Annotated in this window: 17 protein-coding genes; 13 read left to right on the forward strand and 4 right to left on the reverse strand. The window is 61.0% G+C overall.

Going from position 1 to position 22199, the window contains the following annotated elements:
* Positions 1-31: 31 nt before the first annotated feature.
* Entirely contained in the window at positions 32-1099 is a 1068-nt protein-coding gene (tssA, locus tag IPM89_07540) for a type VI secretion system protein TssA (GenBank protein ID QQS55622.1), read from the reverse strand.
* A 162-nt stretch (positions 1100-1261) separates the two neighbouring features.
* Here tssA and tagH point away from each other — a divergent pair, with 162 nt between their 5' ends.
* The 6 genes from tagH (at position 1262) to IPM89_07570 (ending at position 11108) form a co-directional block, all read left to right on the forward strand.
* Positions 1262-2875: a type VI secretion system-associated FHA domain protein TagH gene (gene tagH, locus IPM89_07545; protein QQS55623.1), complete on the forward strand. Its 1614-nt coding sequence runs from the start codon at positions 1262-1264 to the stop codon at positions 2873-2875.
* 112 nt (positions 2876-2987) lie between these two features.
* Positions 2988-4343, forward strand: a complete 1356-nt coding sequence (gene tssK, locus IPM89_07550) for a type VI secretion system baseplate subunit TssK (protein ID QQS55624.1) — start codon at positions 2988-2990, stop codon at positions 4341-4343.
* A 14-nt stretch (positions 4344-4357) separates the two neighbouring features.
* Entirely contained in the window at positions 4358-5725 is a 1368-nt protein-coding gene (gene tssL / locus IPM89_07555; GenBank protein ID QQS55625.1) for a type VI secretion system protein TssL, read from the forward strand.
* A 9-nt stretch (positions 5726-5734) separates the two neighbouring features.
* On the forward strand, positions 5735-9523 hold the full coding sequence (gene tssM, locus IPM89_07560) for a type VI secretion system membrane subunit TssM (protein QQS55626.1): 3789 nt from the start codon (positions 5735-5737) through the stop codon (positions 9521-9523).
* Complete coding sequence (tagF, locus tag IPM89_07565; GenBank protein ID QQS55627.1) at positions 9505-10296, forward strand: type VI secretion system-associated protein TagF; 792 nt, start codon at positions 9505-9507, stop codon at positions 10294-10296. Before tssM ends, tagF begins: the two co-directional genes overlap by 19 nt.
* Positions 10293-11108 carry a serine/threonine-protein phosphatase gene (locus tag IPM89_07570; GenBank protein QQS55628.1) on the forward strand — a complete coding sequence of 272 codons (816 nt, stop codon included), beginning with the start codon at positions 10293-10295 and terminating at the stop codon, positions 11106-11108. Before tagF ends, IPM89_07570 begins: the two co-directional genes overlap by 4 nt.
* A gap of 45 nt (positions 11109-11153) precedes the next feature.
* On the opposite strand, the gene IPM89_07575 is transcribed toward IPM89_07570, so the two are convergent.
* The 3 genes from IPM89_07575 to IPM89_07585 all read right to left on the reverse strand — a co-directional run bounded on the left by IPM89_07575 (position 11154) and on the right by IPM89_07585 (position 14027).
* A complete protein-coding gene (locus IPM89_07575) occupies positions 11154-11639 on the reverse strand; it encodes a DUF934 domain-containing protein (protein QQS55629.1) in 486 nt (161 codons plus the stop codon).
* Complete coding sequence (locus tag IPM89_07580) at positions 11623-13323, reverse strand: nitrite/sulfite reductase (protein ID QQS55630.1); 1701 nt, start codon at positions 13321-13323, stop codon at positions 11623-11625. The genes IPM89_07575 and IPM89_07580 overlap by 17 nt, the downstream gene beginning before the upstream one ends.
* A 119-nt stretch (positions 13324-13442) precedes the next feature.
* Positions 13443-14027, reverse strand: a complete 585-nt coding sequence (locus tag IPM89_07585; protein QQS55631.1) for a Uma2 family endonuclease — start codon at positions 14025-14027, stop codon at positions 13443-13445.
* A 212-nt stretch (positions 14028-14239) separates the two neighbouring features.
* Here IPM89_07585 and IPM89_07590 point away from each other — a divergent pair, with 212 nt between their 5' ends.
* From IPM89_07590 to IPM89_07620, 7 genes are all read left to right on the forward strand, one after another.
* Positions 14240-15451 (forward strand): CoA transferase, encoded by a 1212-nt coding sequence (locus IPM89_07590; GenBank protein ID QQS55632.1) that lies wholly within the window; start codon positions 14240-14242, stop codon positions 15449-15451.
* A gap of 263 nt (positions 15452-15714) precedes the next feature.
* Positions 15715-16155: a pilin gene (locus IPM89_07595; GenBank protein QQS55633.1), complete on the forward strand. Its 441-nt coding sequence runs from the start codon at positions 15715-15717 to the stop codon at positions 16153-16155.
* 69 nt (positions 16156-16224) lie between these two features.
* On the forward strand, positions 16225-18207 hold the full coding sequence (locus tag IPM89_07600; protein ID QQS55634.1) for a tetratricopeptide repeat protein: 1983 nt from the start codon (positions 16225-16227) through the stop codon (positions 18205-18207).
* A 7-nt stretch (positions 18208-18214) separates the two neighbouring features.
* Positions 18215-18970: a hypothetical protein gene (locus IPM89_07605; GenBank protein QQS55635.1), complete on the forward strand. Its 756-nt coding sequence runs from the start codon at positions 18215-18217 to the stop codon at positions 18968-18970.
* A 49-nt stretch (positions 18971-19019) separates the two neighbouring features.
* The gene (locus IPM89_07610) at positions 19020-19883 is read left to right on the forward strand and encodes a hypothetical protein (GenBank protein ID QQS55636.1); all 864 of its coding nucleotides are present in this window, start codon (positions 19020-19022) and stop codon (positions 19881-19883) included.
* 109 nt (positions 19884-19992) lie between these two features.
* Positions 19993-21201 (forward strand): glycosyltransferase, encoded by a 1209-nt coding sequence (locus IPM89_07615; protein ID QQS55637.1) that lies wholly within the window; start codon positions 19993-19995, stop codon positions 21199-21201.
* A gap of 256 nt (positions 21202-21457) precedes the next feature.
* Positions 21458-22189: a class I SAM-dependent methyltransferase gene (locus tag IPM89_07620; GenBank protein ID QQS55638.1), complete on the forward strand. Its 732-nt coding sequence runs from the start codon at positions 21458-21460 to the stop codon at positions 22187-22189.
* Positions 22190-22199: the final 10 nt, after the last annotated feature.

The following is a 22199-nucleotide window of genomic DNA, read 5'->3' on the forward strand; positions in this document are numbered from 1 at the left end:
CTGTTACCTTACCCAGCGGCGATCCGGCCCGTTAGCCGTATTCGCTGGAACTCTCGTTCTGCAGGCCGAAAATCAGGTTAGCCTGTTCGGTCCCTCCCGGTGCAAGATCAAGCATGATCTCCATAAAGTCCTTGGTGACTAAATTCTTAGCACGTTTTAGTAAAAACGGTACGGGGCTGGAGGGTTCATGGCGAGAGAAATAGTCGCAAATCTTATCCAACATGCGAATCACGTCTTCGCGGCTGGCGATATCGCCCACCACCAAGCGCTGTCCCGCCACCGCGGCGCCAAACGCCGCTCCTTCCTCCGACTCGGCCTGCCCCTCGGCTTCGCCGGTCGAACTCACTCCGCGCCGCTGCAGTTGCTCCGTCAATACCTGCCGGACCTCCTTCAGAACCCCGGTCAGATCGCTCATGTCCGGCGCCTGGGTCACCCCCACCTGATCGGTCAGCGTCGCTTCGATGCGCCCGACCCGGTCGAAGGCATCGGCGACCGCTTCGGTGGTGAGCTGCAACACCTCCAGATCGGCATCCTGGAACGCGGCGTCGAGCCGGCTCTGGGTCGGCAGCTCCTCGTCGTCGCCCGCCACCGGCGTCAGCGCGCCCGTGGCGACCTGGACGTCGCGCAGACTGAACCGCCCCAGGGTGCGGGAACTGACCAGCGGCGTCTCCCGCAGGTCGCGCAGGGTGGTTTCCGAATCGCACAGCGCCACGATCGTGTTGATCCGCAGGGTCGGATCGTTGTCGTCGTCCGGGTCGAGCAGCGGATAAACGCCATCCCAGTAGCGCTCGATCAGACCCTCCACCAGGGCCAAGCCCTCGGCAAAACCCGGAAAGCCATCGCTCTGCAACAAAGCTCGGGCCAGGTAGACCGCCACCCGCAGATCCCGGGTACGCTCCAGCAGGGTCAGGGCGGCTTTCTTGACGCCGCGCCAGTCGGGCGGCTCGGCCGGAATAATCGTGTCGCCGTACTGACGCTCGGGCGTTTCCTGCGCCAGTTTTTCCATCTCGGCGAATAAGGGGTCGTATTCAAGATCCTCGCCGCATGGTGTATCGGCGGCGATATCGCTCAGCAATGTTTCGATTTCGATCACACTCATCGGTCGTGCGCCTCTTCATCGATTGTCGATTTTCAAGTATAGCCCTGCTTGGCGCGATTACCCTGGGCGGTATAGACTGAAATCTAATGAACTTATGCGATTGGTTTGATGAACTCCGCCCAAATGACCTCAGCGGACCTCCCTGCCAACGGAAATTGCGTTATGCCCTTGCGATTGACCATCACCAGCTTTCAGCGGCTCTCTCCCGGTCAGGAAACCACCAAGACGCTCGACCGCGGGTCGATCAGCATCGGCCGGGCGGCGCAAAGCGACTGGGTCCTGCAAGACCCGGAACGCATCCTGTCCGGCCGGCATTGCACCCTCCACTATCAGGATGGTGGCTACTTCCTGACCGACACCAGCACCAACGGCGTCTATCTCAACGATTCCGAACAGCGCGTCGGCCGCAACCAGATGGTCAGGCTGAAAGATGGCGACCATTTCGTTCTGGGCGAATACGAGATCGCGGTCGCCCTGCTATCCGAAGCCGCCGAACCAGCGAAAATCCAACCGGAAGGGCCGATCACCGAGGCCGTGCCGATTTCAGACCTGATGCCCGCCTCTGGCACCGCGGAATTGGGCGGCGGCCCCGACAGCATGATCAAACCGTCCTTCGGCGACATTATGACCGAGGGCAGGGATGGCCTGGGCCTACGTCAGGCTCCGGGGAAGCCGGGCAAGGCAGCGGTGGTCACCGAACCGCCTTCCGATTTGATGGAACCGGAACGGGCTTCCTTCGAACCGCCGGCGCTGATCCCCGAAACACCGCCCTCGCCAATTCCAGAAATAACACCCCCACCGTTCGAACCCGGATCGGAACCAACGGACGAACCGTCCGCGGCACAGGCTGAGATGGAACCCCCAGCTCAACCGTTTCCCGATATCCTTGCACCGCCACCGGAAGCGCCGCCAGAAATACCGCCGGTGGCCGGCGAGCGTCCGGGGGAAAGCGCCGAGCCGCTGATCCCGGAAGACTGGTGGTCGACCCCTTCCCCCGCCGCCCAACCCGCGCCACCGCCAGTGCAACCCCCCGCACGGTCCGTCCCGGAAATACCCGCGCCACCGCCAGTGCAACCCCCCGCGCGGCCCGTCCCGGAAATACCCGCGCCACCGCCAGTGCAACCCCCCGCGCGGCCAGCGCGGCCCGAACCCCGTCCCACCGCTCAACCGACCGGGCCGGACATCGATGTCCTGATTCGTGCCTTTCTGGAGGGCGCCGACCTGCCGCACCTGCAACTGACAGCCGAACAACTGCCCGACTGCATGCGCACCCTGGGCGAGATCTTCCGCGAAACCGTGCAGGGCCTGGTGGAAGTTCTGCTCGCCCGTGGCGATGTCAAAGGCGAGTTCCGCCTGCATCGCACCACTATCGGTCCCATCGAAAACAACCCGCTCAAGACCTCGCCGGGCCAACCGCCGCTCAGCCCCGAACAGGTGATGACCCTGTTGCTGGTCCGACAGAAAGACGCCTACATGTCGCCAGTGCAGGCGGTGCGCGAGGGCTTCAACGACATCAAGGCCCACCAACTGGCGGTCATGGCCGGGATTCAGGCCGCTCTGGCCCGCCTTCTCGAACGGTTCGATCCGGGAAATCTGGAAACCCGGCTCGAACAGAGCGTGCTCGATAACCTCTGGCCGGGCAACCGCAAAGCTAAGTACTGGGATCTGTTTACGACCGAATATCGAACCATCGCCCGAGAGGCCGAGGACGATTTCAACGAGCTGTTTGGCGACGAATTTGCCCGTGCCTACGAAGAACGGTTGGGTGAACACTGATCTTCGCGTTCCCGATCCGACCCATTACTGTCGTTGCGCGGTTTGAATGCTAGGCTTTAGAAAAAACGGCGACCCCCACTCTTAACGAAACGATACAACGAGCGATTCCGCCATGAGTTGGTACAGTAAAGTTGTGTGGTCCGAGGGGATGTTCCTACGCCCCCAGCACTTCCAACAACAGGACCGCTATTTCGAAGCCGTGGTCCGGCAATCCTGCCACCATCTGCGCCCCTACGACTGGGGTATCGCCGAACTGGCTCTGGATCGGGAGGCGCTGGCCCTGGGCAAAATCGCCATCACCACCGCCTCCGGTCTGTTGCCCGACGGCACGCCGTTCAGCATTCCCGACCACGATCCGCCACCCGCGCCGTTGACGATCGACGCCGACGTGCGCGACACCCGGGTCATGCTGGCCCTGCCGCTGCGGCGGACCGGCATGGCCGACGTGGAACGCGGCGAGCAGCAACAAGACACCGCCACCCGCTACCGGGCCGTGGCCCGCGAGGTGCGGGACAACAACGTCGACACCGCCAACAACAGCGCCTTCGTCGAAACCGGCGAGCGCCGGCTACGGCTATTCCTCGACACCCGCGACTCCAGCGAGCACACCTGCATCGGCATCGCCCGGGTGCAGGAAAAGCGACCCGATCAGACGGTGGTGCTGGACCCCGACTACCTGCCGCCCTGCCTGGACTGCCGCGGCGTACCGGTGCTGCTCGGTTTCGCCACCGAAATACTCGGGCTGCTGCATCAACGCGGCGACGCCCTGGCCGAACGAGTGACGGGGGCGGGCACGGCGCGTGGCGCGGGCGTGGACATCGCCCAGTTCTTGCGCCTGCAGACCGTCAACCGCTTCGAACCGCTATTCGCCCATCTGGCCTCCATGCAGGGGTTGCATCCGGAAACGTTCTACCAGATCGCCCTGCAACTGGCCGGCGAAATGTCCACCTTCACCGGCAAAACCAAGCGCCGGCCGCCGCCGTTCCCCGCCTACGACCACGACGACCTGCAAAAAACCTTCGGCGCCCTGATCGGTGAGCTGCGCCGCTCGCTCAGTCTGGTCGAAGAGCAGGCGGCCATCCGCATTCCGATCGAAGAACGCCAGTACGGCATCCGGGTGGCCATCATCACCGACCGCGAACGCCCGTTGCTGACCAAGGCCACCTTCATTCTGGCGGTCCGCGCCGACATGGCGACCGACCTGCTGCGCGCCCGCTTTCCGACCCAGGTCAAGATCGGTCCGGTCGAGCGTATCGCGCAGTTCGTCAACCATCATCTGCCCGGCATCGGGGTCAGCGCGCTGCCGGTGGCGCCGCGCGAGATCCCCTATCAGGCCGATTTCATCTATTTCCGGCTCGACCGCAGCAGCGAATTCTGGAAACAAGTGCTCACCTCGGGCGGCTTCGCTTTCCATGTCGGTGGCGAGTTTCCGGGCTTGGACATGGCGTTTTGGGCCATCAAAGAGTAAGCGAGTAGCGAACCGTGACCATCGACGATCCGTTTGCCGCCGACGGAGATGAAGGCGACCGCACCATCATTCGGCCGGCGCCGGGCGGCCGGCGTGCCGGCCCGTCCTCGCCATCATCCCCGCCACCCCCGCCGCCGCGCTCGCCCAGCCCGGCGCCGGCCGACTCCGCCCCGGTGTCGGCCGGCGTCGGCCTGAATCCACTGGAAGCCGCCGCCGCGCCGCTACTCAGCCTGATCATGCGCCTGAAGAACACCCACTCGCATCCCGATCCCGAGCGCTTGCGACTGCGCATGATCGAAGAACTGAAAGCGTTTACCGTCAACGCCCGCAACGCTGGCGTCCACGAAAAGACCGTGTTCCGGGCCCGCTATGTGCTCTGCACCACGCTGGACGAGGTGGTGCTGAACACGCCCTGGGGCCGGGCCAGCGAATGGAGCGAGAGCAGCCTGCTGATCACGTTTCACAACGAAACCTGGGGTGGCGAAAAATTCTTCGAGCTGCTGGACGCCGTTCTTCCCGACCCGCGCAAGCATCTCCACCTGCTGGAACTGATGTACCTGTGTCTGGCCTTCGGTTTTCAGGGCCGCTACCGGCTGTTGGATAACGGCCGCAGCCGGTTGGAGGAACAGCGGGAGCGCACTTATAACGCCATCCGCACCGCCCATGGCGAATTCGAGCGGGAACTGTCCCCGCACTGGCGTGGCGTTCTCAACCAGCACAACCCGCTGATCCGCTACGTGCCACTATGGGTGGTGGCGGCGGTGGCGGCGGCTCTGCTGCTGATCGCCTACGCGCTGTTCAACTGGCTGCTGAACAGCGCCTCCGACCCGGTGCTGACCGCGCTCGGCGGCATTCGCGAGGACACCGTGGCCATGGTCCGCCGTGGCGGCGCGACGGCGGCGCCCGCGATCCCAAAACCGCAGGATCTCAACGATCTCAACCGGGTATCGCGCGATCTGCGCAATTTTCTCGATCCCCAGATCCGGCAGGGTCTGGTCGATGTGATCGAGGATGCCGACAAGACCACGGTCCGCATCCGCGGCGACGGCCTGTTCGACTCGGCCAGCGCCAACGTCAAACCGGCCTTTCTGCCGCTGCTGGCGCAGATTGGCAAGGAACTCAACACCGTCCAGGGCCGGGTGCTGGTCACCGGCCATTCGGACAGTATCCCGATCCACACCCTGCGATTTCCTTCCAACTGGCATCTTTCCAAAGCCCGCGCCGACAGCGTGGTCCAGCTACTGGCCGCCGTCAGCAACCAGCCCGGCCGTTTCATCAGCGAAGGCCGCGCCGATACGGAATCGGTGGCTCCCAACAACACCCCGCAGAACCGCGCGCTGAACCGACGCGTCGATATCATCCTGCTGGCGCGAGTCAACTAGGCGGGGACCATGAACAAGATCCTGAATTTTCTAAAAAGCCGCTGGTTCATCGGCATTACCGGCTTCCTGGCCGTCGCCGGTTTGATCTGGTACCTCGGCCCCCTGATCGCCGTCGCCGGCCAGACTCCGCTGGCTTCGGACCTGGGCCGTATCGGCTCCATCATGACCGTCGGCGGCATGTATGGCCTGTACCAGCTTTTGTACTATATCGACACCCTGAAGCGGAACCGCAATATGTTGGCCGATCTGGCCGGTCAAGCCGGGATCGGAACGGGCGGAGCGGGCGGAACGGGCGGAACGGGCGGAACGGGCGGAGCGGCCGGAGCGGCCGATCAGGGCGCGGCCAGCGAAAGCGAGCAGGCTGCTCGCGAGCGTCAGAGAAAAAAGGAAGAGGAAGCCGCCTCGGCCGAGGAAATCTCCACGCTCAAGCAGGGTTTGGACGAAGCGCTGTCGGTCCTCAAGCGGGCCAAGCTGGGCGGCAAGACCGGCCGCACCCAATACCTCTACCAGTTGCCCTGGTACATCATCATCGGCCCACCCGGTTCCGGTAAAACCACGGCGTTGATCAATTCCGGTCTGCGTTTCCCGCTGGGCGCCGGCAAGGTGCGCGGGGTGGGCGGCACCCGCAACTGCGATTGGTGGTTTACCGACGAAGCGGTGCTGCTGGACACCGCCGGCCGCTACACCACCCAGGACAGCCACGAGGAAGTGGACCGGGCCGCCTGGCGCGGCTTCCTGGACCTGCTGAAGAAACACCGCCGCCGCCGACCCATCAACGGCGCCTTCATCGCCATCAGCCTGGCCGATCTGATGCAGCAGAGCGAGGAGGAACGCTCCGCCCAGGCGCTGGCCATTAAACAGCGGGTACAGGAGCTGCACGAACATTTCGGCATCCGCTTCCCCATCTACGTCCAGTTCACCAAGGCCGACCTGATCGCCGGTTTCATCGAATTCTTCGGTGATCTGGGCCTGGAAGAGCGGGCTCAGGTCTGGGGCCTGACCTTCCCGCTGGACGACACCACCAGTCCGGAAGGCGTGGTCGAACGGTTCACCGCCGAGTTCGAGCTGCTGGAGCAGCGGCTGAATGACCGACTGGTGCAGCGCCTGCAGGAGGAACGTGACCCCCAACGGCGCGATCTGATCTACACCCTGCCCCAGCAGTTCGCGTCCCTGAAGCAGGTCGCCGACCGCTTCCTCAAGGAAGCGTTCCGACCCAGCCGCTATGAGGAGCGGGTGCTGTTGCGCGGGGTGTACTTCACCAGCGGCACCCAGGAAGGTACGCCGATCGATCGGCTAATGAGTTCGCTGGCCACCACTTTCGGCCTGCACCGCCAGACCTTGAGCACCTTCTCCGGCAAGGGTCGCAGTTACTTCATTACCCGGCTGCTGCGCGAGGTTATCTTCCCGGAAGCGGAGATCGCCGGCGCCAATCTCAAGGTGGAACGCTGGCGTGGCTGGATCCAGCGTGGTGCCTACGCCGCCGCCCTGCTGGTCACCGTCATTGCCGCCCTGCTGTGGCTGACCAGCTACGCCCGCAATGAAATCTATGTGCGGGCGGTGGAAAAACAGCGGCTGGAGGTGGAACGACAGATCCAGGTGCTCTCGCCCGATCAGACCGATCCCGCCGCCGCCCTGTCCCTGTTGACCGCCGCCCGCACCATCCCCGGCGGCTATGACGACCGCGATACCGGCACCCCCTGGCTGATGGGCTTTGGGCTTTATCAGGGCGACAAGCTCGGCGGCGAAGCACTGGCGATCTACCAGCGGCTGCTGGAGCGGGCTTTTCTACCCCGCATCGTGCTGCACATGGAGGAACGGCTACGCCAGAACACCGACAATACCGGCGCGCTATACGACACCCTCAAGGCGTACCTGATGCTGGACGACGCCGAGCACTTCGACGCCAAGACCGTCAAGGACTGGATGGAGCAGGAGTGGCAGACCAACCTGCCGCGCGGCTTCACCCGCGAGCAGCGCGAACAACTGTCGGCCCACCTGGACGCCCTGCTGGAACAGGCGCCGCTGCAATCGCCCATCGCCTTGGACAATGCGTTGATCCAGCGCAGCCGGAATCTGCTGAACCAGGTACCCCTGTCCCAGCGTATCTACGAACGACTCAAGCAGCGCCAGCGCAGTGCCGGCACGCCACCGGACATCGGCCTAACCCTCGCCGCTGGCCCCGACACGCCCCGGGTATTCGACCGCGGGAGCGGCCAGGCGCTGAACAGCGGGGTTCCCGGTTTGTACACCTATAAGGGTTACTACCAGTTTTTTCTGGACGAAAACCCCAAGCTGGTGGCCCACCTGGCCGACGAAAGCTGGATTCTGGGCCAAACCCTGCAAATTTCCAGCGATCCAGCCGACCGTCAGCGCATCGCCGAGGGTGTCTGCCGCTTGTACCTCGGCGATTACCTGAAGCAGTGGCAGGATCTGCTCGGCGATGTCAAGATCAAGGTGTTCAACAACCCGCAAGAGGCGCTCGACATTCTGCAAGTACTGTCGGGACCGGCCTCGCCGCTGCGAACCCTGATCGAAACCGTGGCCCGTGAAACCGCGCTGGACCAGCCGCCCGCGCCGCCGGAGGCCGGCAAACCCGCCGCCGACCGGTCGCTGACCGACAAGATCGCTGGCATCCTGGGCAAGAGCGACACCACCGCCGCCGACCCGCTGCTGCAACCTTGCGCCCTCGACCCCCGGCTGACCAGCTTCGATGCCCAGTACCGCCGGGAAATCGATGGCGTCGGCGGCACCATTCCACCCTTCGACAAAACCCTGGCGACGCTCAACGATCTGTACGGCCATATGAACGCCATCGCCCGCGCCCGGGAGTCCAGCCCGGATGGCGCCGTGCCGCAAAATCTCAAGGACCAGTTTGGTACCGTGATCAATCAGTTGCAGGTGGATGCCGCCCGCAAGCCGCCGCCCTTCAACCTCCTGCTGGACAAACTGGCCCGGGACAGCGCCGATATTGTGCGCAGCCTGCGCGACCGGCTAAACGCTCAGTGGAAGGCGGCGCAAGTCGCCCCTTTTTTTCAGGATAATCTGCGCGGCCGTTACCCGCTGGTCCGCAGCTCCATTCAATGGAGCGGCGTCGGAGCGGGCGGCGCTCAGGACTCCAGCGCCCCAGTCAATTCGATTCAATGGGTTGGACAAAGCCCCGTCAGCCCGATCCGCTCGCCGGCGGGACCGCCCGACGCCACCCTGGCCGCCTTCGGTCGGTTTTTTGGCCCAAACGGTCTGATGGACCGCTTCTTCAAGCAGTACCTGCAACCATACGTTGATACCTCGCAAGGTAGCTGGCGCTGGCGTGGTCCCACCGGACCGGAGCAGAGCATCGCCCCGGAAGCGCTGCAAGCCTTCCAGCGCGCCGCCGTCGTGCGCGCCGCTTTATTCGGCGGTGGCCAGAATCCCATGATCCGCTTTCAGATGATCCCTCTTCAGCTTGGCCCCGGCGTGAGTCAGTCCACGATCAGTCTGGATGGCCAAACCTTCGTTTACAGCGCCAACCAAGCCGGGCGGCAGGGCGACCTGCAATGGACCGGAACCGCCGGGCAGGCACGCGTCGAATTGCTGCCGCAGCCCGGCGGCAGTCCGGCGCGACTGAGCGAAACCGGTCCCTGGGCCTGGTTCAAGTTGCTCGACCAGGCTCAGATCCGGCCGCTGGGCGCCGGCCAATTCCAGGTCACGTTTCAGTCGGGCGGCTTGCAGGCCATCTACCAGATGCGGACCCCCGGCAGCACCTCCAACCCCTTCAGCCTGCAAGAGATGGTGGGTTTCCAGTGTCCGGAACAACTCTAACCCCCACCCTGGCACGACCGGCGGCTGGCTTCTTCGGCAAGCTGCCCAGTCGAGGCGATTTCATCGGCCGCCATCTGCCCAAAAGCTTCGTCGGCCCCTGGGATCACTGGTTGCAGACCGCTATCGCCCACAGCCGCGACCAGTTGGGCGAAAACTGGCGGGAATACTACTGTACCAGCCCGGTCTGGCGCTTCGCGCTCGGCCCCGGTCTCTGCGGGTCCGCCGCCTACGCCGGTATCATGATGCCCAGCATGGACCGGGTGGGACGTTACTACCCGCTGGTGATCGCCGCGGCGCTGGCACCGGACTGGCCGCTGTTCGCGCTGCCGGCTGGCGGCGAAGCCTGGTTTCGCCAAGCCGAACAGCTGGCGCTGGCGGCGCTCGAACGCGACGAACTGGATCTGGACCAATTCAGCCAACAGGTCGCGGCACTGGGCGCACCGCTTGCGGACGATTTTCCAGCGACGAGTCCGGCGAGCGGCGGCGACGCCTGGTATTGTCCGTTGCCGCAAGCGCTGGACTCGACCGGGATTTCGCCGTTTCTGGCCAGCGATCTGCTACGACGGGGCTTTCCCCTGCATAGCCTGTGGTGGGCCGACGGCTCCGACTGGATCGCCCGCTGCCTGCTGATCTGTAAGGACCTGCCGCCAGCCGATGGTTTTGCGGCGCTGTTGGCCGGAAACTGGCAACAATGGGGCTGGCACGAAAAAGCGCCCGCCGGCATCGCCCATCGCCCAGGCGAGCCACCCGCCGCCGAAGAGGAAGAACCATGAACCAGAAACCCGCTTTTAAATGGTCGTCCGCCGGCCGTAGCCATGTCGGCATGGTGCGGGCGATCAATGAAGATTCCTGCCTGGTGATGCCCGAACTGGGCCTTTGGGCGGTCGCCGACGGCATGGGCGGACATGAAGCCGGCGATATCGCCAGCCAGATGCTGATCGAAGGCCTGCAGCAGATACCGCCACCGCGCGATTGGCAGAGTTTTCTGGACTCGGTGCAACAGCAAATGCAAGAGGTGAACCAGCGCTTGCGGTTGGAATCGGCGCAACGCTACCAGAACCGCACCATCGGCAGCACGGTGGTGGCGCTACTGATCTACGAGACGCAGTGCGCCTGCCTGTGGGTGGGGGACAGCCGTATCTACCGGCTGCGGGACGGCCAACTCCAGCAACTCACTCGCGATCACAGCCACGTACAGGAATTGGTCGACCAGGGGTTGATCGCACCCGAGGACGCGCACCGCCATCCGCTGGCCAACGTGATCACCCGGGCGGTCGGATCGGCCGAGGAAATGCTCATCGACGAAGTCATCCACCCGCTGCATCCCGGCGATATGTTTCTACTGTGCAGCGACGGCCTCAATAAAACCGTGAGCGACGAGGAAATCAGTCGCCTGCTGATCCACAGCGACCACGACTGTCACGAGGCGGTCAAGGCCTTCATCCACCTCGCGCTGATGCGGGACGCCAGCGACAACGTAACCACCGTGGTGGTCAACATCGACGCCGATCCCCTGGAAGCCACCGAGGAACCGGGCGCGGCAACGCTCGACAATCCGATCCCGCCGGACTGGTACCTGGATTGAGGCGCGAGGCGCGAGGCGGTACGCGCGCGCCCTTAGCGCTGGTGCTCAGCGCCCGCGCCGGTACAGGGGCAGCGGTTGATCGGCGGCCGGCTGGTAGCTGGTGCTGAATTCGTCGAACGCCGCCAGCGCGTCCTCCAGACTGCGGTCGGCCCGCAGTTCGAAGGCGTCGAAGCCGCTGCGAACCATGAAGAACAATTGATCGCGCAGCACCTCGCCCACCGCGCGGATTTCACCGCGATAGCCGTGACGCTCCCGCAACAGCCGAGCCTGCGAATAGGCGCGACCGTCGCTGAACTTGGGAAACTCCAGCGCCACCAGCTCCAACAGCGGCAGATCGGCGACCAGTTCGGCCACGTCGGCGGTGTTCGGCAGGCGCACCCCCAGCGGCTCGCCCCGCGCCAGCAACTCGACCCGCTCCCGCCGCCAGCGCGTCAACGGCACGATCAGCGACCCGACCGGTAGCTCCTCTTCCTCGCCAACCGCTTGCCAACGATCTTCGACGATCTGGCGGTTTTTAATAACCGACCGCATAACGCTTTTCCTCCTGCTTGGCCTCTTTGCTGCCCGGCGTGTAGGCCCGAACTCGAAATGGCTCCAGCCCGATCCGCCGGAACGTATCGAGGAAGCGCTCGCCCTCCGCTCGCTGCTCCACATAGACCCGCAGAATGCGCTCCAGGGTGTTGGCGACTTCGGTTTTGCGCACGGACGGGCCGAGAATATCGCCGAGCGCGGCGTCGTTTTCCGAGGAGCCGCCCAGGGAAATCTGGTACCACTCCTCGCCTTTCTTATCGACGCCGAGAATGCCGATATGGCCAACGTGATGATGGCCACAGGCGTTCATGCAGCCGGACATGTTGAGGCGGATCTCGCCCAGATCGTAGAGATAGTCGAGCCGGTCGAATTTCTCGTTGATCTGCTGGGCAATCGAAATCGAACTGGCGTTGGCCAGACTGCAATAGTCCAGACCGGGACAGCAGATCATGTCGGCCAGCGTGCCGATCACCGGCGCGGCCAGCTTTTGCGCCTTGAGCGCGTGCCACAGCGGGTAGAGATCGGCCTGGCGCACGTCGGCCAGCAACAGGTTCTGGTGGTGGGTGACGCGGATCTGGCCGAAGCTGTAGCGGTCGGCCAGATCGGCCACCGCCTCCATCTGATCGGCGTCGATGTCGCCCGGTGGCGCGCCCGGCTCCTTCAGGGCGACGAATACGTTACGATAGCCCGCCACTTTGTGCTCGGCGACGTTGTGGCGTACCCAGATGGCGAAAGCCGGGTCGGCCTTCAGGCACTGCTCGAAACCGGGATCTTGGGTGACCTCCGCCTCGTAGGGCGGCGGCGCGAAAAAGCGGCGCACCCGCTCGACCTCGGCTTGATCCAGCACCAGACCGGAATCCTTGATCTGCGCCCACTCGGCCTCGACCTGCTGGCGAAACACTTCCGGTCCCAGCGCCTTGACCAGAATCTTGATGCGAGCCTTGTAGATGTTGTCGCGCCGGCCGTGCTGGTTGTAGACCCGCAGGATCGCCTCCAGGTAGGACAGCAGGTCGCGCTGGGGCAGGAACTCGCGGATGACGTGGCCGATCATCGGGGTGCGACCCAGCCCGCCGCCGACCAGCACCCGGAAACCGATCACGCCGCGCTCGTCACGCGCCAGGTTCAGGCCGATGTCGTGGACCTGGGCGGCGGCGCGGTCGTGGCGGGCGCCGGTGACGGCGATCTTGAACTTGCGCGGCAGGTAGGAGAATTCCGGGTGGAAGGTGGACCACTGGCGGATGATTTCGCAGTAGACGCGCGGGTCTTCGATTTCATCCGGAGCCACCCCCGCCAGATGGTCGGCGGTGACGTTGCGGATGCAGTTGCCGCTGGTCTGGATGGCGTGCATCTGCGCCTTGGCCAGTTCGGCGAGGATATCCGGGGTCTCTTCCAGTTTGGGCCAGTTGTATTGGATGTTCTGGCGGGTGGTGAAATGACCAAAGCCCCGGTCGTAGCGGCGGGCGATCTGGGCCAGCACCCGCAACTGATCGGCAGAGAGCAGGCCGTAGGGAATGGCGACCCGCAGCATCGGCGCATGACGCTGGAGATAGAGGCCGTTCATCAGCCGCAGCGGCCGAAACTCCTCGTCGCTCAGCTCACCGGCCAGATAGCGCTGGACTTGGCCCCGATACTGGGCAACCCGCTCGTCCACAAGCGTCTGGTCGTACTGGTCGTACTGGTACATCGTTGTCGCTCCCCGCTGAGAATCCGCTGATCGCGCCCCGGCAACATCGACCTTGGGCGGCTATGCTAAGACACTATCATTGCCGCCATATGCCCATAAAGCATTTTTTAACCATAAATTTATAACCTTTTTTCAGCTAACAGCTCGGGCAAGCCCTCGTAAACCTCCCGCACGGTCAGGCTCAAGCCGATGCTTCGCAATTCGATCAGGGCTTCGATCACTTCATAAATCTCCAAATCCCAGCCGGTATCGCGCCGATACACCTCGACCCGCGCGGCATCCTGAGCCACCAACACATATTCCTGAAGACTGCCGAGGCGACGATAGGCATAGAATTTGTCCGCCCGATCCTTGCGCTCGGTCGATTCCGACAACACCTCGACGATCAGTTTGGGTTTCTCGATCACATACGGATCGGCGTCGTCGGGCTCGCAGGCCACCACTACGTCCGGGTAGTAATAACGCTCGCGCCAATCCCAGGCGACATGCACCTTGATGTCGCTGGTAAACACCTGGCAGGGCGTGCCCCTGAGATGGGCGTGCAGGGCACGGGCCAGATTGCCCGCCACCAGATTGTGCGTTTTACGGGCGCCCGTCATGGCATACACCGCGCCATCCACGTACTCGTGCCGCAGCTCGGTCAGTTGCTCGCCCGCCAGATAGTCCGCTGGCGAAAGCGGGATTTTGCGTGCTGCCTCATTCATGATTGCGGCCTCATCTCTATAATTTCGGATTGGATCATTTTGGAAATCGCCTTGGTATAGCAATCCTGTCTGACCGGTGGAATCACTGTTTCGAACCACCCCGGCGCTGCGCGCCACCCCTCCTTATCCAAGGCGGGGAGATTCCACAACCGGTCTGGGAGCGCCATATAAGACACCACAACGCAATATTAGGCTCATGGAGTGATCGCACCATGTCCGTCGTTGCTACTTCCGCCCCCCGTCCGCTGGACGGTATCCGCGTACTCGAACTCGGCCAATTGTTGGCTGGACCGTTCGCCGGCACTCTGCTGGCCTATTTCGGCGCCGAGGTGATCAAGGTCGAGCCGCCCGGCGGCGACCCGATCCGGCAATGGCGCATCGTCCGCGACGGCGCGTCGCTGTGGTGGCGCAGTCTGGGCCGCAATAAGAAGTGCGTGACGCTGAATTTGCGCGATCCCGCCGGTCGCGCGCTGGCCCGGCGGCTGGCGGAGCGCTGCGACGTGCTGATCGAGAATTTCCGTCCCGGCATCCTGGAAGGCTGGGGCTTGGGGCCGGACGATCTGAAGCCGGTCAATCCGGGGTTGATCTTCGCACGGATTTCCGGCTACGGGCAGGATGGCCCCTACGCCGCCCGGCCCGGCTACGCTTCGGTGTGCGAGGGGATCGGCGGGCTGCGCTACGTCAACGGGGTGCCCGGCGAGCCGCCGGTGCGACCCAACCTCAGCCTGGGCGATACCTTCGCCGGGCTGCACGCGGCCTTCGGTGTGCTGCTGGCGCTGCTCGACCGCCAGCGCCGCGCGCCGCACGCCGGCCAGAGCGTGGATGTGGCGCTGTACGAGTCGGTGTTCAATCTGCTGGAAGCGGTGGTGCCGGAATACGATGGCGCCGGCGCGATCCGCGAGCCGTCCGGTTCGACCGTGACCGGCATTGTCCCGACCGGCACCTACCGCTGCCGGGACGGCAAGGATGTGATCATCGGCGGCAACGGCGATTCGATTTACCAGCGGCTGATGCACGCCGCCGGGCGGGCGGATCTGGCCGAAGACCCGAAACTGGCTCAAAACACTGGCCGGGTCGAACATCAAACAGAGATCGACACGGCGATCGCGGCCTGGACGGCAACGCTGGACAGCCGGGAGGTGTTGGCGCGGCTGGAAGCGGCGGAGGTACCGGCGGGGCCGATTTACAGTGTGGCGGATATGGTCGCCGATCCGCATTTTCAGGCGCGCGGCTTGTTCGAGACGGTGGAGATCGACGGCAAGCCGCTGAAAATTCCCGCTATTCTGCCCAAGCTGACGGCCACGCCGGGCGCAACCGACTGGCCGGGGCCGGCGATTGGCCGCCACAACGAGGAGGTATTTGGCGGGCTGCTGGGGCTGAGCGCGGCGGAACTGGCGACACTAAAAAGTCAGGGCGTTCTTTGAATCTGACCTTTTTTGTCAGCCAGCGCCGGTTAGGGTCACTCTTAAACGGGACGGGTGACTCGCTTCCAGGACTTTCCAGCATGGCGGCGCATAGGAATGTGATTATTATTGTTTATTTAACAAGATGTTAAATAAAATTTTCTCATCATCAGGTTTGTTGGCATACCCTCTGCAACAGGGTACGCGACGGGATTGAACGGTGATCCCCGAAAACTCTCAAGTCCCCCAACGGGTTTTCATCCAAGTGCAGTAAGGAGCATCCCATGAAAAAGTATCAACAAGGCTTTACCCTGATCGAACTCATGATCGTCGTGGCGATCATCGGTATTCTGGCCGCCATCGCGTTGCCGGCCTATCAAGACTATACCATTCGCGCCCAAGTGACGGATGGTTTGAGCTTGGCGGGAGGCTCAAAAGCCGCCGTATCCGAGTTTAAACAGACCAAAGGGACTTATCCCACAGATAATGATGAGGCTGGTGTTGCCCCTGCTGCGGATATTAAAGGCAAATACGCCAGTAGCGTAACAATCGCGAATGGTTTGATTACCGTCCAGTACAGTGGCCCTGAAGTGCATCAGAATCTTAGCGGCAAACAACTCGACCTCAGTCCCATCTCGAACGTAGGTAGCATCGACTGGACATGCAAAGCCAGTTCTTCTTCTGGGGTTGATAGCAAATATCTACCTTCTTCCTGCCGCCGCTGATTGTTGCTAGTCAGTTAGTTCGAAAAAGCCTGGTTCTAACCAGGCTTTTTTGTTGTGAGGTTTTTTCCGATGCCAAGTCGACACCAACTATCCATAAGTGTCTTTCTGATCGGAAGCTGGTTCCTGACAGTACTGGTTTACGAACCAGGCTTTACGGGTCCTTTTTTGTTCGACGACTTCCCCAATCTGGAAAAGATCGGTGCTTTCGGCCCCATCGAGAACTGGGAGCTATTTCGAGCTTACCTTTCCAGCGGCTTTGCCGGACCTAGTGGACGCCCCATTTCCCTGCTCAGCTTCCTGATCAACGCCAACGATTGGCCAGCCGATCCCGCGTCATTTAAATACACCAATTTGCTCATTCATCTCCTGATTGGCGTCATTCTTTTTCCCACAATCCGCGGGCTGCTATATGCCATTGGCCGATCGCCCCGCGAGACGGACTGGATCGCACTCATCGCCACGACGCTGTGGCTGCTTAACCCCTTCCTAGTTTCCACCACGCTGTATGTCGTGCAACGCATGACTCAGCTTGCCGCTCTGTTTTCAATCCTTGGCATCTGGGGGTATCTACAAGGGCGGCTCTGGCTACCCACACGGCCGTATCTTGGCTATGCCACCCTCAGCCTCAGCGTTGGGCTGGGGACCGTTCTAGCCGTCTTCAGCAAGGAAAACGGGGCGCTATTGCCATTACTGATTCTGACAATAGAATTTGCGCTTCGCTTTCACTGGACGACCTCAGGCCCGAACTGGCGCTGGACAGCCCTATTCCTAGGATTACCCGCACTGACGATTATCGTTTATCTGATCATGCGTCTACCCGGTCTTGAACATCAGATTCCTACTCGAAATTTTTCTTTGGCCGAGCGTCTATTAACTGAGTCGCGCATTCTTTGGGACTATTTGTTCCATCTATTTATTCCCCATATTCAAACTCAGGGGCTTTACCATGATGGAACAGTGATTTCAACCGGATTCTCCACCCCTTGGACAACCCTGCCCGCGCTGTTGGGAATCCTGGCCTTGGGTATTGGTGGATGGCTGGCGCGATGCCAATGGCCACTGTTGAGTCTCGCCATTTTATTCTTTTTAGTCGGTCAACTACTCGAATCAACCACGATTGCCTTGGAACTGTATTTCGAACACCGGAATTATTTGCCAGCTATCTTTCTCTTTCTGCCCATCGCGGCGGGTATCATGAGGTTGCGAAATCGGATCCAACCGGCCCTGGTTGCATGCATCGCCTTCGCACTCATTGGAAGCTACGCGATGGTTACATGGCAGAGAGCGCGCCTCTGGAGTGACGAAAATCAACTGATGCTAGTCTGGGCTGAAACCAACCCACGCTCGCCGCGCGCCCAAAATTCGGCGGTGCAAACCTTGCTACGACTGGGCCAACCAGACCGCGCCATTGCCCATCTGGAACAGGCCTTGCGGGAAATACCGGATAGTGCGCTGCTCGCAAGCAGCTATCTATCCCTCAAAGCCGACATTGGCATTCTCAGTACGGACGAATTCGCTGAGCGCGGGGATCGCCTGCGTCGGCAGCCATTCGATGCTCAGATGCTCGTGGCGTTAAAATATTTAGTGGACACCTTCAATACGCGCGCGCCACTGCCCGAACACACCGCGATCATGATGGCGTTGCTGGCTGGCATTCGCGACGATCTCCAAGGCCGGGTTCCGGTCGCTCACCGTTATACCTATTATCTACAAGGGTTGTTACTGTCGGGCCAAGGTGATGGTGAAGGTGCATACCACTACCTGAGTGAAGCCTTGTCACACTACCAACGAGTGGAAACCGCTCTGCATTTCGTGAGCATGCTCGCCACGCACGGTCACTTTCAACAAGCGCTGGACATGTTGGAACAATCCCGGCATATACTCGAAACCCAACCCGATAGCACCCTCGACAGAAAACGTGGCACCTACGAGCGGGAAATCGCCAGACTGGAGAAAACCCTGCGGGAGGATCTTCGGAAAGAATCAGATAGATTAGACAAAAAACAAAAAACTCGTAACATGCTGATCAATAAAGATGATACAGGAAACTGATTAAATCATGACCCGATTGCGCGCCGTCGTCGTTCACTTGTCCGCCAGTGCCACTATCGTTCTGGCGCTGTTGGGTCTGATGTGGTTCGTCTGGTATCCCGCACCTTACTTTGAACCGGACGGCGGCTGGAACGTATTGGGCATCCTGACGGGCGTGGAGGTCGTGCTCGGACCATTGCTCACCTTAATCATATTCAAACCCGGAAAACCCGGCCTGAAGTTCGATATGGGCTGCATAATATCGGTGCAATTGGTTGCATTACTCTATGGCGGGATTCTTATCTACCAACAGCGCCCGGCCTTTGTAGTGTTTGGTGTCGACCGCTTCACCACTGTGCCGGCGGCGAACGTGGACTTCGAGCAACTTCGCTATCCCGAGCTGAAAGGCATCGTCGGCATCGGCCCGACCTTAGCAGAGGCCAAACCGCCTCAAGATCCCAAGCAGCGCCAGGCATTGTTGTTCGGTGTCCTACAGGAAGGCCAGAAGGATCTGGAATTCCGGACCGAACTCTACGAACCCTACCGGCCCGACCTGCAACAACTCCGCTCGCACAGCATCGACCTTACCCAAATCGCCGCCCTGAGCGCGGACGCCAAGCACGCCATTGATGCCTTCATCGCCAGCCAGGGCGGACGGCTGGAAGATTATCTGTATCTGCCGCTCAAGGGTAGGAACCAGGATATCGTCATGGTGCTGTCGCCCGAAAACGGCTTGCCGGTGGGTTCCATCCCCATCAGCCCGTGGCTGGAGGATTATCGGTAGCCAAAACTGCCATCCTCCGCCTCACTCCGCCTGCTAGAATGTTGGCGCCATGGGCCAAAAAGACATCCTCTCCAAAAACCTTCTCCAACGCCTCCTGCTGGACATGGCGCGCTATCTGTGCCGCCTGGAACTGGTCGACGCCGAACTGCTCGCCACCGAGGAGCAGCGGATCGAAGACCGCCGCGCCGACCTGGTGGCGAAAGTGACTCCGGTTCAGGGCGAGCCGTTCATCCTGCATCTGGAAATTCAGAACGCCAACGACGGTCAAATGGCGGAGCGGATGCTGCGCTACCTCAGCGACATTTATCTGGCGTATCCCGGCTACCGGGTGCATCAAGGCCTGGTCTACATCGGCGCCGGGCGACTGACCATGACCGCCGGACTGGACAGCCCGCAATTGCGCTATCGTTACGATATCGTGGACATGCACGACATCGACTATCGCACCCTGTACGCCAGCGACCAGCCTGATGCCCTGGTGTTGGCGATCCTGGGCGACTTTGGCGACGAGGACCCGCAAGCGGTGGTGCTGCGTCTGCTGGAGAAACTGCGCACCCTGACCGGGGCTGATGAGAAACGCCTGCGCGAATATCTGTCCATGCTAGAGATTCTGGCTGACAATCGCTCCCTCAACCTCATTCTTCAGGAAGCCTACGCCATGCTACAAATCAATCTCGAACGCCTGCCCAGCTACCAGAAGGGTATGGAAAAAGGTATGGAAAAAGGTATGGAAAAAGGTATGGAAAAAGGTATGGAAAAAGGTATGGAAAAAGGTATGGAAAAAGGTATGGAAAAAGGTATGGAAAAAGGTATGGAAAAAGGTATGGAAAAAGGTATGCGCGAAGCGCTGGACCGATTGGTGGCCAGCGGCATCCCTCTCGCGCAGGCCAGAAAACTGCTGGGATTGGACTGAGGGTGCATACGGATTCCAAGCAGTGTTCCGGCGAGGATACAATCCTAAGCCCCTCTACCCATCGACTCAGAACGAATGAAGCAGTAGACCCAAGGCATAAAGGGAATGCGTGAGCCGTAAAAAACTACTGGTCCTCTCATCCACCTATCCACGCTGGCTGGGCGATCCGGAACCGGGTTTCGTACACGAACTGGCGAAAAGACTCACAACCCAGTTCGATGTGCGCGTCCTGTGCCCTCATGCGCGGGGCGCGGCGCCGCGGGAAACATTCGAAGGCGTTCAAGTGAGGCGCTACCGCTATGCGCCAAGCCGGCTTGAAACCCTGGTCAACGACGGTGGTATCGTCAACAATCTAAAACGCCAACCGTGGAAGTGGTTGCTCGTCCCGTCTTTTCTTCTGGGCTTGTTCTGGTGCGCCTGGCGCGAGATACGTCGCTGGCACCCGGACGTGATTCACGCCCACTGGCTACTGCCGCAGGGTTTGATCGTGGCGCTGCTCGACCTACTGGATCGCCACACACCGCCTTTTCTGGTCACTTCGCACGGCGCCGATCTCTTTGCCTTGCGTGCCCGCCCGCTGACAGCGCTGAAGCGCTTCGTCGTGAGTCGCGCGGCCGCGCTGACGGTGGTCAGCCAGACGATGACCGGCGAACTGGCACGAATCGGGGTATCCGCGCAAAAGGTCTGTGTGCTACCGATGGGCGTAGACATCACCCATCGTTTTACCCCCATGCCTGATCAGCCCCGCTCGCACGATGAAATCCTGTTTGTCGGGCGGCTGGTGGAAAAGAAGGGGCTACGGTATTTGCTCGCCGCCATGCCGGAGATTATTGCCCGCCATCCTGCGGCGTTCCTGACGATAGTGGGGTTCGGGCCGGAGGAAGGCGAGCGGCGCGCTCAGGCTGAGGCTTTGGGCCTTGCTCACAAGGTCAAGTTTCTCGGCCCGCTCGCTCAGGTGGAACTACCGGATCTATATCGGCGCGCGGCGGTCTTTGTTGCCCCCTTTGTACGAGCCGAGTCCGGCGATCAGGAAGGCTTACCCGTCACTTTGATGGAAGCTATCGCCTGCGGCTGTCCGGTGGTGGTGGGTGAACTGGAAGCGATGGCGGATCTCTTCGAACCAGATGAGGCGGACCTGCGGGTGATCTCCACCAATATCCAGGCGCTGGCAGAGCACGTTATCGCGACCTTGGAGCATCCACGGGAGGCTTGCCGCCGCGCCGACCGGATGCGTGTCCGTCTCTCGCAGCGGCTGAGTTGGGATACTATTGCTCGGCAATATGCTGGGATATTGCGAGGCGTTTTGGCCATACCTTAATTCCTGAATCTCACCGTTCGCTTAAAATTTAGGGCGGAAAATGAAAATTATTTCCCACTTTGGGGGTAAAAACAGGGCCTATTTTGGGATGACAACTCAAGCTTCCAAAAAGTCTCCATCCGCAAGGCATGTTAATGTGACTCAAAATAAGACAATTTAATCATTTTTCAGCCAATTACTCAGCTATTAAGGTGAAAATCTTAAAAACTGGGAAAAATTTAAGCGAACGGTGAGTGAATAGTACCGGAATCCCTGAATGAGCAAAAGACAACCCAAACTCATCCTACGTGAGAGTTGTATCGAAGATATAACACGTACTTGGATCCCATCTGGCTTTCTTGAGGTGGGTGCCGGAACGGGCTACATGACTCGAAAATTTCTGGAGAGCGGCTTTCATGGAGTCTGCTACGATCTTGGCGAGGAGAGCAGAAACAAGCTCAGGCAGAATTTGGCCACCTTTCGAGCGCGTATGGACGTTGTAGACGACTTGTGCAGCCTTACTCCAGGCTCATTCGATTATCTATTTGCCTTCGAGGTTCTAGAACATATCGAGGACGATAGGGCAGCGCTGCGGGATTGGACCCAGTACCTTAAACCGGGAGGTAAAATTCTAGTTACGGTACCGGCACACGCCAAAAAATTCGGCAAGTCTGATGAAATTGTTGGCCATGTCCGACGCTACGAACGGCACGAGCTAACGGATCTTCTGAATGCTACAGGTTATCGGGATATCCATTTGGTAAATTATGGCTTTCCTCTTACCGAGATCACACGAACTGTATCTAATCTATTGATTTGTCGTGAGAATGCCCATCTGAAACTTACGTCCGTCGAGAGGAGCACGCGCAGCAGTTTCTCAAGACCCCAACATATTCGCAACATTCTGAGAGGGTTGAACGAAGGCATTTTTAGCCCCTTCAAAGTGCTTCAGCGCGTGTTTTATGGCAAGGATTGGGGAGATGGACTGGTGGCCACTGCCCGTAAATGACAAGAATTGC

It is taken from the genome of Candidatus Competibacteraceae bacterium (assembly GCA_016699715.1).
GTDB lineage: Bacteria > Pseudomonadota > Gammaproteobacteria > Competibacterales > Competibacteraceae > Competibacter.